Source organism: Candidatus Uabimicrobium helgolandensis (genome assembly GCF_041508025.1).
GTDB classification, from domain to species: Bacteria; Planctomycetota; Uabimicrobiia; order Uabimicrobiales; family Uabimicrobiaceae; genus Uabimicrobium; species Uabimicrobium helgolandensis.
The window spans coordinates 6753271-6770645 of the sequence record NZ_CP165719.1 but is presented as its reverse complement, the minus strand read 5'-3'; the positions used below and the strand labels follow the sequence as shown (position 1 = coordinate 6770645).

The 17375-nt window shown below is 35.2% G+C and carries 14 protein-coding genes; 4 read left to right on the top strand and 10 right to left on the bottom strand.

From position 1 onward, the window contains the following. Nucleotides 1-45 precede the first annotated feature (45 nt). Complete coding sequence (locus UABHE_RS25165; RefSeq protein ID WP_372366067.1) at nucleotides 46-2055, top strand: ATP-binding protein; 2010 nt, start codon at nucleotides 46-48, stop codon at nucleotides 2053-2055. A gap of 484 nt (nucleotides 2056-2539) precedes the next feature. Here the strand turns inward: UABHE_RS25165 and UABHE_RS25160 are convergent, their stop codons facing one another. After that, on the bottom strand, nucleotides 2540-3238 hold the full coding sequence (locus tag UABHE_RS25160) for a hypothetical protein (protein ID WP_372366066.1): 699 nt from the start codon (nucleotides 3236-3238) through the stop codon (nucleotides 2540-2542). A gap of 26 nt (nucleotides 3239-3264) precedes the next feature. Here UABHE_RS25160 and UABHE_RS25155 point away from each other — a divergent pair, with 26 nt between their 5' ends. After that, nucleotides 3265-3897: a hypothetical protein gene (locus UABHE_RS25155; protein ID WP_372366065.1), complete on the top strand. Its 633-nt coding sequence runs from the start codon at nucleotides 3265-3267 to the stop codon at nucleotides 3895-3897. 93 nt (nucleotides 3898-3990) lie between these two features. On the opposite strand, the gene UABHE_RS25150 is transcribed toward UABHE_RS25155, so the two are convergent. The 9 genes from UABHE_RS25150 to UABHE_RS25110 all read right to left on the bottom strand — a co-directional run bounded on the left by UABHE_RS25150 (nucleotide 3991) and on the right by UABHE_RS25110 (nucleotide 14404). Beyond that, a complete protein-coding gene (locus UABHE_RS25150; RefSeq protein WP_372366064.1) occupies nucleotides 3991-6075 on the bottom strand; it encodes a protein kinase in 2085 nt (694 codons plus the stop codon). Nucleotides 6076-6090: 15 nt separating this feature from the next. Next, the gene (locus UABHE_RS25145) at nucleotides 6091-6450 is read right to left on the bottom strand and encodes a hypothetical protein (RefSeq protein WP_372366063.1); all 360 of its coding nucleotides are present in this window, start codon (nucleotides 6448-6450) and stop codon (nucleotides 6091-6093) included. A gap of 12 nt (nucleotides 6451-6462) precedes the next feature. Continuing rightward, a complete protein-coding gene (locus UABHE_RS25140) occupies nucleotides 6463-6828 on the bottom strand; it encodes a Bor/Iss family lipoprotein (protein WP_372366062.1) in 366 nt (121 codons plus the stop codon). A 20-nt stretch (nucleotides 6829-6848) separates the two neighbouring features. Then, nucleotides 6849-7913: a 23S rRNA (adenine(2503)-C(2))-methyltransferase RlmN gene (rlmN, locus tag UABHE_RS25135; protein ID WP_372366061.1), complete on the bottom strand. Its 1065-nt coding sequence runs from the start codon at nucleotides 7911-7913 to the stop codon at nucleotides 6849-6851. 24 nt (nucleotides 7914-7937) lie between these two features. After that, on the bottom strand, nucleotides 7938-8687 hold the full coding sequence (locus UABHE_RS25130) for an ABC transporter ATP-binding protein (protein WP_372366060.1): 750 nt from the start codon (nucleotides 8685-8687) through the stop codon (nucleotides 7938-7940). After that, on the bottom strand, nucleotides 8687-9472 hold the full coding sequence (locus tag UABHE_RS25125) for an MlaE family ABC transporter permease (protein ID WP_372366059.1): 786 nt from the start codon (nucleotides 9470-9472) through the stop codon (nucleotides 8687-8689). Before UABHE_RS25125 ends, UABHE_RS25130 begins: the two co-directional genes overlap by 1 nt. Then, complete coding sequence (locus UABHE_RS25120) at nucleotides 9472-10929, bottom strand: hypothetical protein (RefSeq protein WP_372366058.1); 1458 nt, start codon at nucleotides 10927-10929, stop codon at nucleotides 9472-9474. The genes UABHE_RS25125 and UABHE_RS25120 overlap by 1 nt, the downstream gene beginning before the upstream one ends. Nucleotides 10930-11115: 186 nt before the next feature. Next, entirely contained in the window at nucleotides 11116-13590 is a 2475-nt protein-coding gene (locus UABHE_RS25115; RefSeq protein WP_372366057.1) for a serine/threonine-protein kinase, read from the bottom strand. Nucleotides 13591-13945: 355 nt separating this feature from the next. Next, nucleotides 13946-14404 (bottom strand): MarR family winged helix-turn-helix transcriptional regulator, encoded by a 459-nt coding sequence (locus UABHE_RS25110; RefSeq protein ID WP_372366056.1) that lies wholly within the window; start codon nucleotides 14402-14404, stop codon nucleotides 13946-13948. A 227-nt stretch (nucleotides 14405-14631) separates the two neighbouring features. Between UABHE_RS25110 and UABHE_RS25105 the strand changes: the two genes are divergently transcribed. Next, on the top strand, nucleotides 14632-15309 hold the full coding sequence (locus tag UABHE_RS25105) for a hypothetical protein (protein ID WP_372366055.1): 678 nt from the start codon (nucleotides 14632-14634) through the stop codon (nucleotides 15307-15309). A gap of 10 nt (nucleotides 15310-15319) precedes the next feature. Then, complete coding sequence (locus UABHE_RS25100; protein WP_372366054.1) at nucleotides 15320-17341, top strand: bifunctional trypsin-like peptidase domain-containing/SEL1-like repeat protein; 2022 nt, start codon at nucleotides 15320-15322, stop codon at nucleotides 17339-17341. The last annotated feature ends 34 nt before the right edge of the window (nucleotides 17342-17375 follow it).

Sequence of the window (17375 nt, the reverse complement as noted above, 5' to 3'; positions counted from 1 at the left end):
CGTTTATCTTGCTTACAATTTGGCTTTAGAGAGTATTTCTAAATTATGAATTATCGTAAATTTTTTATATCACAAATTTTTCTTTTAGCTTTTCCCAGCATACTTCTGTCGTCATTTGCTATTTATGCCATACTTGGCCAAAAAGCGATTATCACTAGAAAAATAGAAGAGACGTACCTACATTTATTAAGAAGTACACAACAAAGAATTGCTGAGAAACTGGAAGAAAAAGAGGATAAAATTTACTTCTCTCTTAAAGAGTACGCAGAAAATGAATTAAGTCAAATGCAAATATTAGACCCACTTTACTCTCATATTTTTATCGTGCGTAATGGTAAAACAATTTATCCTGCACAACGCAATAAAAATTTCTCAGAACTCACTACTTTAGATTTGCATAATTATAACGAATTCCAACAGGGACACTACTATGAATTCCAAAAGCGTGATTACCTTAGTGCGATAGAGGCTTATCGGAAAATTCCTAAAGATAAAACAACATTGGGAATAACTTTATTGGCAATCGCACGCTGTTATAAAAAAAATGGTAGTTACGCCAAAGCTTTAGATACTTATAACGATTTGGCTACTTTATTTCAGGATTCGAAAAGTCTCCGTGAGTTTCAGCTTGTGGTAAATGCTAAATTGCAGATTATATCAATAAGCAAATACCAACAAGATATGAAAAAAGCACATGAAAATAGCTTGTTTCTTCTTGAGTTTTTGTATGCCAACAAGTTGTGCATACCGCAAAATATTTACGAATACTACAAAGAAATAGTTAACAGTGATATAAAAAAAATCAAAAATAATCACGACCTACCATCAGAAGTAAAAAACAATTTACTGCAGCAACATTCTCAAATAATTACTTTATATGAAAAAAAGCAAGAGCAGGAACAGCTGTTAAAAAAAATTCATCATTTAATTGATTATATCCAAAAAGAAAATAAGATCAGTGGTTATCTCCAGTATAAAGATAAGGAAGAACAACATTTTATATATTTTTTTCGTTTTGCCTATAACATTGCATTATACAAAATTAATATCGATGCATTAAAAAACAGCTTGAGTTCTATTGTTAGTAATAAACAATTAGGGCAAGAATTTTTCCTTACCATTATTGACGACGCTGGAAACTCTATTAATACAATTAATAAAGAAGCGCATTTAATCATATCACGCCCGATATCTCCTAGTTTCCCTTTTTGGAGTATTGCTATTTATTCTCAAAATGCGAGTTCTTTAGAAAATTTAACGCGCCAAAAGTCATATCTTTATTTCGGTGGAATATTTTTTGTTATTATTTTGTTGTTCATGGGGCTCTATGTTTTTATATCTTCTTTTATCAAAGAAATAAAAAGCTCTCGGTTACAATCGGATTTTGTGAGCAATGTGACTCATGAACTCAAAACACCTTTAACATCAATAAAAATGTTTGTTGAAACGTTGTTAATGGGACGTGTTGATGATGAAAAAGAGCAATTACAATGCTTGAATGTTATTGCTGCTGAAAGTGATCGCTTAAGTAGACTTATTGATCGTATTCTCGATTTTGCCAAAATGAAAGAAAATAAGCGTAATTTTTATTTTACAAAAGAAGACTTAGGGAAAGTCATTGCAAGTACTTCAACTCAGTTCCAAGAAAAAAGACCTGATTGCTCAATAAAGCTCAATATTAATGATAATTTACCTAAAATAGCTATTGACGTAGACGCTGTTAATCAAGCTCTCATGAATTTACTTTCCAATGCATATAAGTATACAGAAAAAGAAAACAAAAACATTGTAATTAGTTGTGCGAAAAAAGGTAAATATTTAGAAATACGCGTTAAAGATAACGGCATTGGTGTTCCAAGACACGAACAGCAACGCATTTTTCAAAAATTTTATCGCGTAGAAGACCGACGTGCTGCGAAAATAGAAGGAACTGGATTGGGACTTGCCTTAGTTTCTTCTATTGTTGACGCGCATAAGGGAAAAGTAAATGTAACAAGTAAAGTTAGTGTAGGAAGTGAATTTATCATTAGTTTACCAATACATTCATCAGTATAACAAATTACTGAATATCAAAAATCATTTGTCATTTTTGCGTACTGAATGATAACAACTTACTCGTTTAACAACTTAGACGTAAATAAAATTTAAATAATAGTTGTCAAATAAGCCAAAAATAGTGATAATAGATATATTTAACGCAAAATTTGCGTAAAGATAACGTGTTTTTTAGATATAACATATTTTGTAAAATAATAATTTGTTGTGAAAAGATAATGCGTTTAAACAAAAAAATCTTTACTTGGGGCGTTCCTATTCATATTTACATAATTCGGTGCTTTTAGATATTAGTTTTGTTACTTTAAAACACATAACAATATCTACGCACTTCAAAAGTGCTACTATCTAAAATAATTCGAATTTGTACGATTTTAATAGGGACACGTCCTAACATATCTATTGAAAAGATATGCCTTATAAAACATTTGTTTTGCGATGTACAGGTTAGATAACCTAATATTTCAACTCATCAAATATCATGTTAGAATATTCTGACAAATTTCTGATAAAGAGGATACAACATGCTTAAAAGTGTATTTGTTGTTTGCTTGCTTACTTTACTTGTTGTGGGGTGTTCTTCTCCTGGCGAAGTAGCAAAAACGCTATTTATTGACACTCCAATACGCGTTGTAAACACGGCAACATACAACGTTTTTGATTTAATGAACGAAGAGCCTACTCCACGCGCTCCAGAAAAATTTGAAACTTCAACTAAACGACCTAAAGCAGATTCTGGTGACACAGATACTGATACAGATACCGATTCATCAGGTGACAGTTCAGGTGGTGACAGTTTACTTGGTGGCGATGATGGTTCTTCAGGTGGTGATGGTTTACTTGGAGGCGATAGCTCAGGTGGCGACAGCTTACTAGGCGGAGATAGTGGTTCTTCTGATTCATCAGGTGATGGTCTATTCGGTGGAGACAGTGGTTCTTCTGATTCATCAGGTGACGGCGGTTTATTCGGCGGAGATAGTGGTTCTTCTGATTCAGGAGACGGCGGTTTATTCGGCGGAGATAGCGGAGATAGCGGTTCTTCTGATTCAGGAGACGGCGGTTTATTCGGCGGAGATAGCGGAGATAGCGGTTCTTCTGATTCATCAAGTGATTTTTCAAGTGATTTCTCTGACTCTACAGGTGGTTCTGATCCTGTAATGGAAGATTTGCCTGCTGATGGCACATTCGATGATACAATCGGCGGTTCTGATGATACGAGCGACTTCGATGATACTGTCGGTGGTGGCGACGATGCTGCTGGTGACGATGGCTTCGGTGATGATGCTGGTGACGATGGTTTCGGTGACGATGCTGCTGGTGACGATGGCTTCGGTGACGATGCTGCTGGTGACGATGGCTTCGGTGATGATGCTGCTGGTGACGATGGCTTCGGTGATGATGCTGCTGGTGACGATGCTGCTGGTGACGATGGCTTCGGTGATGATGCTGCTGGCGACGATGGCTTCGGTGACGATGCTGCTGGCGATGATGGCTTTGGTGACGATGCTGCTGGCGACGATGGCTTCGGTGATGATGCTGCTGGTGACGATGCTGCTGGCGACGATGGCTTCGGTGACGATGCTGCTGGCGATGATGGCTTCGGTGACGACGCTGCTGGTGATGATGGCTTCGGTGACGATGCTGCTGGTGACGATGCTGCTGGTGACGATGGCTTCGGTGACGATGCTGCTGGTGATGATGGCTTCGGTGATGATACTGCTGGCGACGATGCTGGCGGTGATGATTTCGGCGATGGAGGCGATGATTTCGGTGACGATTTCGGAGATGACTCTGGCGATGATTCCGGCGACGAAGAATGGTAAGATAATACATCTTACTTGACTGAAATATATAAAATCACAGAATTTTCTGTGATTTTATATACAAAAAATATTTATTTTCTGAGTTAGGGCGTGTTAACACGCTCTAAATAAACTACTTCTTCGAATATACACAACGAAAACCAATATCTTTTCTAGATGAGTGAGGATAAAAGCCGTCTCGATAAGATGACAATGATTCTTTCTCTCCATAAGAAAAACTTCCTCCTTTAATTACTTGATTGTCTTTTTCTTCACTAAAAAAACTATCTGTCCATTCCCAAACATTACCAGCCATATGAAAAACATTGTTTTGAGTTTTTCCTTTTGACATGGAATCGACTTCAGTCACTTTTTGCGAATTGACATTCACATACTTTGCATTAAAAGAATTTCCCCAAGGATAAGCACGACCTTTTAATGAGCTCGCAACACATTCCCATTCTTTTTCTGTAGGTAAGCGTTTTCCTGCCCACGAAGCATAAATATTTGCATCATACCAAGTAATATTCGCAACAGGAAGATTCATATTCTTAGGAGGTTCATTATTCCAATGTTTTGGCAATGGATATTGAGTATCTTGGCAAAATTCCCAATAGTCTTTATTACTTACTTCATAACGATCTATCCAAAATCCATTTGTTTCAGTATAGCTTTTATCATTTAAAGAATACTTGCCTTCAGGAATATAAGACATCGTATCTTTAAGGTCGCTTTCTGATAAATTTTTAGACTTAATTGCTTTTATTTTGGAATTGAAATTTTTTAGAGATTTTTCTCGTAGAGATATTTTTGGTATTTGTTTTTTAGGCTTATCGATAATTGTTTTTTCTGGTTTTTTTTCTAATATCTGGTATTCAACATAATTGCGTATTTCATCGCGAAAATGATAACCAGAGCCTAAAACAGCGGCTAAGAAAAATAAGACACCAACTCGCAATCCTATTCGTTTTGACGGAGTTTTTGTGATTTCTTCCCAGTGTTCAACATTTGCTTTTTGTTGCTTTAAGGCATTAGCTGTTGCCGTCTCTGATGAAGTAATTTTTTCTTCTTTTTCTGCTGCCTCTATTTGTGGATTTGTTGTGCTCATTGCAACAGTGCGTTGCTGAGTAATATCCATTTCTTCATTGCGTTGATTTGATATAACGCGCACTTCACTAACAAGAAGAGGAGGCTCAGATCTTAAATATCTATTTAAGTCAACAATAAGATCCTGACAACACTGGTAGCGATCTTCTTGTTTTTTAGCCATCATTTTTGAAATAATGCTACATATACTTTCAGATAGATCGGTCTTAATGTCTTTTGGAGATGGTAAATCAGAGGAAACATGTTGATTTAAAATGCTTACAGCAGTATTTCCTTGATAAGGCACTTCCCCACTAACCATATGGAATAGCGTAATTCCCAAAGAATATATATCTGAACGAATATCTATTACTCCACCGGCAATTCCTTGTTCTGGAGACATATAATGCGGAGTCCCCATAACAACTCCTGGAGCTGTTAATTCTAAAGCATCTTCCATACATTTTGCTAATCCAAGGTCGCATAATTTTACTACTTGATCTTCTTGAGTCAACATAATGTTATCTGGTTTAATGTCACGATGAATTAGATTCTGATTTTCTATGTGTTTTAATCCTTTTGTTGCTTGCAGAATTATTTCAATAGCTTCTTTTTCAGATATACGCCCTAGATTTTTAATATACTGTTTTAAAGTAAAACCTTCGACATATTCCATTGCAAAATAAAAAACATCATTAGAATCACCAAAATCAATACCTTTAACAACATGTATATGACTAAGTTGGCAAGAAAATTTAGCTTCTTTCATAAAGCGCCGGACAAATTCTTTGTTACTAGAAAAATTAGGATACATGATTTTTAATGCTACTAACATTCCCGTATTGTCGCGTCGCGCTTTATATACAATTCCTAAGCCACCTTGCCCTAGAGTCTCTAATATAGTATAACCACGTACAAAGTGCATATCGCCTTTATTTAGCAATTTGTATATGCCACTTACCTGATCTTGGGATATCAGTTCTTTGTCAAGGAGTACACCTGATAATGGTTTAGGAATACCAGCTTTTTCATAATTTTCTAATTCTTGAAGGCATTCTTCTATTTTTTCAGGTGAAACTAAGTTTCGTTCAAGAACAACGTTTTTGAATTCTAAGTCATCTGATGTTGGCATAATAACTTTCCATTCTTAATAATTTGTTTGACCTTCAACGATAATCGTACGTGAACCAACAATAGGTAGTCCAATATAAACATCCTGAGCAAAGCGAAGAACACTATCAAACCAATTAAATGTTGTAGTAATAGTTGCGCTATGTAAATCACCACTTCGAGGCAGTTTATGACGTACAACACTTCGCAAAGAAGCATCATTAACAGGACCAAGATCTATAATATACCAAGCTTTTTTGTGAGCATATACAGGTTGTCCTTGAGACCAATTTGTATTAGAAAGTTGTACGTCTTGTCCTCCTGTACTTTCTAATTCTATAATTTGACATCCTGATAATACGCATAGTACAAATAAAACAACAGCTAACTTTTTCATGACTTCCTCCGTCTAATATAGATCTAAGCCCCCAGGGATTTTTACTCCATGCACTTCAACATAACGAGGAGAATAAATACCTAAAGTAATAAAATTAATAAACCATGTCCATAATGTCAGTTCTTCATAAATTCTTAAGTTAGTAAGTCCTGCAGGTGCTCCGTTCTCACGTGCTATTTTCGTGATATTCACTGTTGCTGGATTTGGAGTAATTCCCCATAAGAAAAAATGAACGTTTTCACTGTAGTGAAAGTTTTCAGGTAGTGGTTGTACTTTTTTAAAAGTGATCAGTGGCGTTGGTTCTGCTGTATATTTAACAGTTTGGCAACTCGTAAGGGCTACCATTAACAACAATCCGACGATATATAATTTTCTCACTAAAAGCTCCTAAATTAAATTTAGGGTGTGTCAACACGCCCTATATGTGGATTTGTATTCATTTCTTTTAAAGCTAGTTGTCCACAAGCTCCGTCAATATCGCGTCCTAAGTTTTTGCGAATAGTGACTGAAATACCATGTGTTTGTAGGTACTCTTTAAACTCGCGCGCTTTTGCTTTTGATGACTCACAGTGGTGACTATCTATTTGATTATACACGATTAAGTTCGTGTGAACTAAGTGCTTTTTTTCAATATTTTTATAAAGTTTGACAAGATTTTCAGCATCTTGCAAGCGGTCATTTTCATTTTTTAAGAGTATATATTCCATAAAAACCTTGCGATTGTTCTTATTTAAATAGTAATTTACCACTTGGATAAGATCCCTAAGAGGATGAGCTTTATTTATCGGCATCATTTTTAAACGCTCTTCATCAGTTGCAGCATGTAAAGAAATTGCCAAGTTTACTTGCGAGAATTTGTCAGTAAATTCGTACATAGCAGGAACAAGGCCCGATGTTGATACTGAAATATGACGTGCTCCAATGCGGAAAGTTTTGGGATTTGTTAATTCATCAATACTTGCAAATACTTCCTGTTTGTTATGTAGGGGCTCACCCATACCCATATAAACAACATTACTTAGGTGGGCTTTCAAGTTTTTGTCTTCTATAAAAAAGCGCCAAAAAAGAACTTGGTCTGTTATTTCTTCTGAAGTTAGGTGACGCATAAATCCTAATTTTCCTGTAGCGCAAAAAGTGCAAGCAAGAGCACATCCCGCCTGACTACTAATACAACATGACCATAGTCCAGGTTTAGGATTAAGAAGTACAGTTTCGATTAAACGATTATCGTGAAGCCGCAGTATTGCTTTATAAGCATTCTTGTCTTGCGAAGCCGCTAAATGGTGCACCGAAAAAGATAATATTTTTTCGTTGGCTAACTGCAATCGCAAACTTTTCGATAGTGTACTGATTTTATCATAGCTCGATATATTTTGCTCGAAAAAAGCTTTTTGCATTTGATTTATGCGAAAATTTGGCAAATTGTATTTTTTTTGTATATTTTGTAAAAACGCACTGTCCATTTTATTCTTTCTATTGCGTATTTTCTATTGTGTTAAAGGACCCACAGTGCTTCCTGATATAAATTGTTTTACAATCGGGTTCTGAGTGTTTTTTATTTCTTGGGGAGTGCCCTCTTCAATAATTTTTCCTTCGAATATCATACCAATGCGATTCGCAATTCTATAGGCAGAAGACATATCATGTGTAACACAAATAGATGTAACGCCTAGTTTTTTTTGCATAGAAATAATAAGGTCATTGATTTGGTTACTCATTACTGGATCGAGTCCACTTGTTGGCTCGTCATATAAAATAATTTTAGGTCCACCAACGATTGCACGAGCTAAACCCGCGCGTTTCTTCATTCCTCCAGACAATTCAGAAGGCATACGCTTTCCCGCATGAGACAATTCAACCAACTCAAGTTTTTGCCTGACAATTTCAACAACTTCTGATTTTGGTAAGTGGCGTTTATGTTCTGTCAGAGGTAAAGCAACATTATCTTCTACATTTAACCAATTAATCAAAGCACCACTTTGAAATAGTACTCCCATTTTTTGTCGAATTTCATATGACTCTGTTTTACTCATTTGACTGATACATTGTCCCATTATTTTGACTTCTCCGCGATCAGGCTGCATTAAGCCAATTATATTTTTAAGAGTAACGCTCTTACCTGTACCACTGCGGCCTATAATTACGTAAGTTTCTCCTTCGCGGATAGATAGATTTAATCCCTGTAGTATTTTTCGACCATCAAGTGTTTTGTAGACATCGCTAAGTTCAATCATCATCAACTTCCAAATATTCTTTCAATAAGTGCTGACATAAAATAGTTGCTGATTAGAACCATCAAAAAAATATAGACGACGCTTTGGCGTGCTGCTTCTCCAACACCTTCGGCACCATTGCGAGCTCGCAATCCGTAAGCGCAACTGACAGATGTGATGATAAATCCAAACACAATGCCCTTGAGCAAACCAGCAAATACAATTGTAAGGTTGTATGTGCTCATATAAGTCAAAATGCGTTTAAAATATATAACTGGTTCTAAACCAATTTGGTATTTTGCTACAACTGCCCCCCCTAGAACACCGAGTAAATTGACATAAACAATAAGAATTGGTGCGCAAATTGCGAGAGCGATCATTCGCGGCAAAACTAAATATTCTACAGGATCTATACACATAACTTCTAAGGCGTCTATTTCTTCTGAGACTTTCATTGTGCCAAGCTCTGCAGCCATTGCTGACCCTACGCGACCTGCCAGAATAAAAGCGGTCATGAATGGACCAGCTTCTTTACACATTGTAAGTAAAATAACAACGCCAATGTAATTTTCTAAGCGGTAATCTTTTAAAATAAGACCTGACTGCAACGCAAGTATCATACCAGTAAAAACACCAACGACAATTGTTACAGGCAAACTCTGTATACCGCAAATAAAAAATTGATCCAAGATCATTCGCGAACGAAAAATGACAGATTTATAGCATTTTAGAGTTGCCCAAAATAGTCGGCAGATGAAACCTAAATTTTCAAAGATATCTATAATTTGCTTTCCAAGTTTAGCGATCATTACTTACTCCAAGTTGGCCATGTAGGCAAATAGAAGAATCGTAAACCACGCTCACTAGAAAGCCAGTTGTATTCAAAAAGCCCACCTAAAACTGAAAATCTACCTTGATCACCCTTTGGTATTTTTTCATTTTTATATGAAAAAAATAAGAAACGCTGATATTCTAAGTTATCCTTTTTCTTTGCTGTATAAAGTGGTCCAAGGAAGGTCACTGCTTTCTCTCCATTATTTCCCTGATTGTAGTCGAAAAAAGTAAACAGTGGTAACCAAGATTTTTCAAACCCATAAGGAACATAATCTTCAAACCACAGTGGGCTTAAAATGCGGCTGCGAAAAGAACCGTCTTCTTTAACATTATAATCAAAAATAGGCCAAATTTTTAAACGCATCTCTTCTTTAGCATTCGCATCTTTGCCTTTGCTCCAATGTTGTGAGTAAAAAGGTAATATATACAAGCTTTTCTTTGTATGTGTAGGGTAATCACTTTGAAAGGACCAGTAGAAAGGCCACATTAAAACTAAGTCTTCGTGACTTTGGGTACCATCTTTTTGATTATTTTTCCAATAAAAAGGCCATATGCGAAATTCATCAATGCCTTTTGCGCTACGGTATTTGAAGAAAGGCCAAGGAAGATTATACTCTCTATATCCATTGTCGTGTGCAGAATAAGAGAAGAATGGCCACATAAACATCCAAGCCAAAGATTGTTCGCTGGTGGATTGTCCATATAGCGGGAAGACCATAAAATCTGTTCGCGGATATTTGGTGTTTAAATCTTCTTTATTATAATGTACAAAAGGCCAGACAAAACTACGTCTTTCATATTTGTTTTTATTTTTATAGTAGCTATATAAAAATGCATAAAAACGAAAGGTTTTACCATCGCCGTTACCAAAACGAAAAAAAGGCCACATGTATGCTTGCGAAAAATATTCACCATCTTTAGCAGTTACATAAAAAGGAAAAGGTTTTCCTGTAATCTCATCATAACCAAGGAGCCCTTTGATATTTCCCCAAAATCCCATATAAAGATAAGAACCTTCTTTGGTATCAGAGCCACCAAATGCAGCAAATGGTAAAAAAAACCAATCGTAGTCGCGCTCTCCAGTGCTAGTTTTTTTTAAGTCTCTACTGTAGTAAAACGGTAGTACACTGACGAGAGTATCGTTTGGTTCTTTAGTGTAACGAACTAGTGGCCATAAAGCAAGAATCTCACTTTTTTTGCCGTCTTTAGAAAATTCTCCGACGAAGAAAGGGCGAAATGAATAGGTTGTTTTTTCTAACGAATCAGTTTGAGAGTAAACAGAAGCAAGCATGTCAAGTTGTGTTGTCTGTTCACTTTTATTTTTTTCGTAGTATACTAAAGGCCAAATATCTAAATCGGTGGTTGTTTTGCATGCGGTTAATATGCACAAGAAAGCCAAGAGAATGATTCGCAGGGAATAATGATACTGCAATTTTTTGCCCTTAAATTTGTTAGTAGTTTAGGTAACTTAGTTAAGGAATAAGTTTATTTATTCCTTAACTATAAACAAAGATAAATTTAATTGCACTAAAAAATGTGAATCTAAACGCTCTTTTATAAAATCTAAATGTCAATTTGTGCTATATAAGGAAAGTTGTGAAATTTCGGAATGAAGGTATTACTTCTGACGTAAACTATCCATTGTATAACCTAACCATTGTTTTTCTTTGCGTTGCATGTGTTCATACCAGTAGTTTGCATCTTGTGGTCTTCCGGTGCGTAATGCGACATCGCGCAGCGCAGAAAAAATGCGATAAAAATCAAACACCGCAATAAATAACCACTGACGAAGGGATGTTTGACTATTTGCGTATATAGTGCATAGAGCGTTAATATTACCAAGAGATGCTGCTTTTTGGTCGTATTTGGGGTTTCTTGTTACCCTTCCTAAGGAAAGCATCATTAATGCGGATGGATTATTGCTGTGGAAATTTTTATCGATATATGCATTTCTGATTTTTGAGTTTTTTGAGATGTTTACAGAATAACGTCCAGCTTCTTTTATTCCTTCACGGTAACAATTCTCAAAAAGATTTGCTGCGTGCGCTTTTTTTTGGGCGTATAAGGCTAACAAAGCTCTTGCATATTTTGCATGAGTGTGCTTATTATTCTTAGGTAGCGATTTTGTAATCTCAAGTGTCTGTGTTGTAATTTTGCGCTTAAGAGGTCTCACCAGGCCTTTATCTTGTGGCTTGTGGTATATTTGATTCGCAATAATCATTAAAATTTCAGACGCACATACATAGTACACAAAGTTATCTGGTTCGAATTCAATGGCTTTTTTTATTTCGTGCCAAGCGAGATCAATATAAAAACAATCTAACAATAAAAGATAATTTTGAAAATGATGTTGCGCTTTAGCTTTCTTGACGTTTTTTATCTTTGCAAAATCTTCTAATTCGTAAAAATTATACGCTAAGAGTTCTTGTTGTTTTTCCTGTAGTCTCTGCAACCAAAATGCGGCATCTTTAGAATGCGTTTTTAATAACTCTTGACACTTTCCACGAAGAGCACGAGCGAAGTGCGTTGCCGAAAAGTCTCCTATGCTACATTTCGCATTGATGTTTCCTAGCTCAGCTGCTATTGAATACATATGTTGGTTATTTCTGTTGTATTTTTTGCTTATGTGTATATAGTTGATGTACAAATTCGCCGTTTTGTTTTCTATACTGTTAAACAACTTTTCTATCTTTTCAAATGGATACTTTTGCCTGTAGTATAGGCTAAATAACCTTTCAGCAGCAGGAAGGTAGCGCGCTTTTTTCCAACATTTTTCGAGTAAAAGAAGAGAATCATTGAGCTGATTTTTTTGGATTTTTAGTATGGCAAGAGCATAAATATCGAGAATATCATCACTTTTTTCTAAAACGGTTTCTAAATTCTCTTGGTGTAAAAATTGCTTGTTTATGAGCTGCATTTTACGTGTCCTGATAGGTTCGAGCCAGGCATCTCTTACCAATTGACTGTTTAAAATCCATGCATGAACATGATATGCTGGTTTGGGAGAATCAGAGATGGCTAACTTTAATTCTTCCCAAGCTTTTTGAAATTCATCATTAGCAAAGTGTTTTTGATAGTTAGCAAAGTGTTCTTTATGGCTAGCAAAGTGCTTTTGGGCTTGTTTCTCTACAGAATTTTTTTGCGTTTTTGATTGTTTGTGTGTTTGTTCTATATTATTTTTAGGTGATTGAAAAAACCATATTGCTAAAAAAACAATCAATACGAGACTAACTAAAGTAATTGGTAATGCAGGTGATTTCTGAGGAGGGCGATTTGTTACTCTGGCTTTTTTTTGAAAGTTACGTAAATCACGCGCAAATTGCGCAGCATTTTGATAGCGTTCTTTGGTTTTTTTTGCGAGAGCTTTCTGACAAATCATTTGCAATTCTTTTGCGACACTTTTTTTAGAAAAATTAGGCTTTTCATTTAAGACGGCAAATAACAAATTTTCGTGGCTTTGTGCATCAAAAAGAGGGCGTTTGTAAACAATTTCATACAACATCACACCAAGTGAATAAATATCGGTAGTTTTGTCGACAGGTTTTCCAAAAATTTGTTCTGGTGAAGCATATTTAACAGTTCCCATGGCATCACCTGTTTGTGTCAAATTATCAGCAGAATGCATTATTTTTGCTAAACCAAAATCCATAATAATCGGTTCATTTTCTTTCGAAATGAGAATGTTACTTGGTTTCAAGTCGCGATGAATTACTCCATTTTCATGCATGTAGTGAACTGCTTTTGCTACTTTGATAAGAATGCTAATCATTTGCTTTCGCGAATGTTGATGTTGATAATCCTTTAAACTACTTCCATCAATATAGGCCATGGAAAAAAATAGTTGTGGTTGTGAATAAATATCATAAATTGAAATAATATTATTATGGCGTAAACTATAAATGGCCTCTACTTCGCGCAAAAAACGCTTTTTTTGTTCCTTTGTAGCATTTTTGCCTGCCAATAGTACTTTAATCGCGACTTGCTTTTCAAGCTTGTTATCATAAGCCTGATACACACGCCCCATACCTCCACTACCAATTTCTTTTAGTATTTTGTAGCGATTGATTACCGATTGATCTTGTATTATATTCATTTTTTTCCATAATTTTTTTTGTGATTAATTCCATTACATCGCTTAATTTTATTGTGTTTTGCAACAGTCGTTTATTAACGGAATTAATTGTAGTTAGGGCGTATCGAAATTTAAATTTTTTTAATTGTTGTGAAGTATTTCACTGTAATTGAAAGTAAGGAGGTTAATCTCTAGGAAGTAAGTTATCAGGAAAACAAATGTCAATACACCTAAGGAATAATTGTCTATATGTAAACAAAAAAACGCGCTATAGACAAGAACTCTTTTCCATAGTCACAATAGGAACTTAAAAAAATGCTTACCAATTCTATGAAAAGAAAAGTGAGGAGTAAAGTGTAATTAAAGTGTAGCAAATCTAAGGCTCTTTTTGAATAATAGAACTAATATCAGCTAATTCACTTAGTATTTTTGCCAATCTCTCATCTCCGATAGCAGAAAATAATTTCTGCTGACATTTTTTCCACAATGGTAGTATTTCCTCTACTAGTTTTTTTCCTTTAGTGGTTATATGAATATTTTTTTGGCGTTTATCTTCCCCAGGTTTTATAAGAACCAAGTGTTCTCGTTGCAATGGTTTTAGGTTTCTTGAAATAGTAGTGCGGTCAGTGGTCATTGCTTGTGCTAGTTGGGAAATTGTTATTGGAGATAGATCGCTTACCGAAAAAAGTACTGCTATTTGAGTTGCTTTAAAACCTGTAGAGCGAAAAGCTTCATCGTATACTTGGGTGACTAATCGCGATATTTTGCGTACATTAAAGCACACACAGTTGTTTTCTTTGATGAACTTATCGATTTTTGGGCTGTTTTTTTTCATTGTCAGAAATTCCGTTAAATAATTCTAGCGTTGTTTTTTCTATTTAAAGTAGGTTAGCTTTGGCTAAATTATAATTTGCTTTAGGTAGTTTTTTAGTGTTCTCGAAGTAACAATGTTGAAAATATTAACGCAAATTGTACTTTAAACATCTGTTTCTGGACAAATTTACTTGTGGTAGCTATAATAGCTTTAGGTATTTTAAATACGAAATTTTGAGGGGAAATACAATGAAAATCCTTATTGTTTTTGGGTGTATATTTTTCAGTGTAGTTGCTTATACAGAAGAAAAAGTTATTTTTGACTTTAAAGAAATGTGTGAAAAACCCAAAGAACTTTTAGTAAAAATTCAAAAAGATATTAAAGCTGGCGATCATACTTTTCAGAATTATGTTTATTCAGGTTCGGCCTTGACCACTATGAATAAATTTGAAGAAGCTGTAGAACTCTACGAGAAGGGCTTTTTTTACTTAAAAGAAAACAAAGACAAGGCTGGTCTTTATGCACTACAAGCACTTGCGTATTCAATATGGACAAATAACATCAATGACGAAAAAGAAGCTCTCGTAGTCCACAAGCAAGCATTAAAGAAAATTAAAAGAGCTGTTGCTTATGATCCAAGTAATGTTTATTTTGCTCAAATGTTTCATCTATATGCTGTTTTAGCAAAAGACAAACTTGAAGAAAACCTTGCTTTGAAGAAAATTAAGCAAGTTGATTCTAATGCAGCAGGAAAAGAAGTTTTTTTAGGAACGGGGCTTATTGCGGTTGTTTTTGCAAGTGGAGTACTCACTGCAATGTATATTCAAGGTGATGAAGAAACAGAAGACAAGGTTATCAAAGTTATTGAAAAAGTGTTAATGTCTGTGGCTTACAATGTTGTAAACGCTCCCTTCGGAAAATATTAAAGATATTTGTATGTTTAATAATTATATCATTACTTTGCTTTTATTTTTTGCTAGCCATTTTCTATTTGCTCAAAAAAGTGATAAAATTGTCCATATTGCTAGTGAAATAGAGTATAAGTGCACCTACCAAGAGCCTCGCAAACTATGGGGAACAACAACTAAAACGTCTACTTTTTCAGAAATCGTATCAGGCGCTGGTTTTTTAATCGGTGACTATATTATAACGGCAAGGCATGTAGTAACAGGAAAAATGCCTAGCCAAATTGCAAAATTAGGCAAGATAGACTTTTCTCTTAAAAACAATAAAATTCACTCCAGTAATTGTAGGGTACGGGTAAGTAGCAGTAGTTTTACTCCTACCACTATTTATATTTCTCCAGATAAAGATATTGCTATCCTAAAACTTTCTAAAGAAGATAGTCGTTTACTTACTCTGAAACAGTTGTCTTTGTCTAGCACATCTCCAGTTATTGAACAAAAAGTAAAAGCGTGGGGTTTTCCTTCTACCGTTAATCCACAAGTAAAAACAGACTTACTAGTTACTTCTGTTAAAAACGAATGGTTTGTTCTCGACAAACCTTTGGGATCTGGTTTTAGTGGTGGACCAGTTATTGACTCCAGTGGGGTAATCGGTATTATATCTCGATCAGAAAAAAAACAATCTCGTATTGTAAAATTTGGTCAAAGCGATATTGCTAATGCTATTCTTGATCACTACGTTGATGGTATGATCATAAGTAGCGACCAGAAACTCACGTCGGTTATCGATCATGAAACAAAAGTTTACTGGTATCGTAACCTTATTAGAAATGATAATGCTCAAGCAATGTATAACCTAGGATGTTGCTTTTACTACGGAGAAGGTGTTGAGCAAGATTATGAAGTGGCTTTGCAGTGGTGGCGGAAAGCAATGGCATGCAACAATAGTTCTGCAATATACGATTTAGGAGCTTGTTACTACTATGGAGTTGGAGTTAGACAAAGCAAACAACGAGCTATCTACTTATGGTTAAAAGCGGCAAATTTAGACAATCCTTATGCAATGAATTTTTTAGGAAATTGTTATTATAGTGGAGAAGGAGTTAGACAAGACTATAAACGTGCGGTAAAGTGGTACGAGAAAGCATCTTTTTTTGGTTTGCAAGATGCCAAACAAAACCTTATATACTGCCAAAAAAATGGTTTAGAATCCAAAAATAAACTTCCTCAATTGCAACTTGCTGTACAACAAAATATCCAGGCGATGGTTAAAGTAGGAAAAACCTATTTACATGGCACAAAAGGACAAAGAAAAAATTATAAAGAAGCGAAGAGATGGATATACAAAGCGGCAAAAGATGAATCTCCAGAAGCTCAAGTAGAGCTAGCATTTATGTTCAAAGATCAGATTGCTACGATAAAGAATGACAAAGAAACTATTTATTGGTTAAAAAGATCAGCAAAACAAAATTATGATAAAGCGTACTATTTTTTAGGGCATATGCATCGAGGTGGAATCGGAGTAGAAAAAAACTTCAAAAAAGCAATGGAGTATTTTCAAAAAGCAGCAGAGAACAAAGACTCAACTGCTATTGCACTTTTAGGTCTTATGTACCAAAAAGGAGAAGGTGTCAAGCAAAATTTAAACAAAGCTTTAGAACTATACCAGGAATCTGCTAAACTTGGAGATCCATATGCAATGAATCTTGCAGGAGATTGTTTTTTTCATGGTATTGGCACTGGACGAGATTATACTAAAGCTGTTAGATGGTATCAGAAAGCTCATAGATTTAAAAACAATCTAGCTAGTTATTCCTTAGGAAATTGTTACTTTAGTGGACACGGCGTAAAAAAAGATTTAGAAAAAGCGATAGAGTGGTGGGAAGTATCTGCAACAGCAGGAAACAGCATCGCAATGAAAAAGCTTGCCTCTATCTATAAAGCAGGAAAATTGGTAACTAAAAATATGCACAAAGCTATGGTGTGGTATCAAAAAGCAATAGATGCAGAAGACCAAGAAGTTATAGAGAAAATATTTGGACTCATAGAATAACTAGCGATTATAAATATACTAGTAAGAAAATACT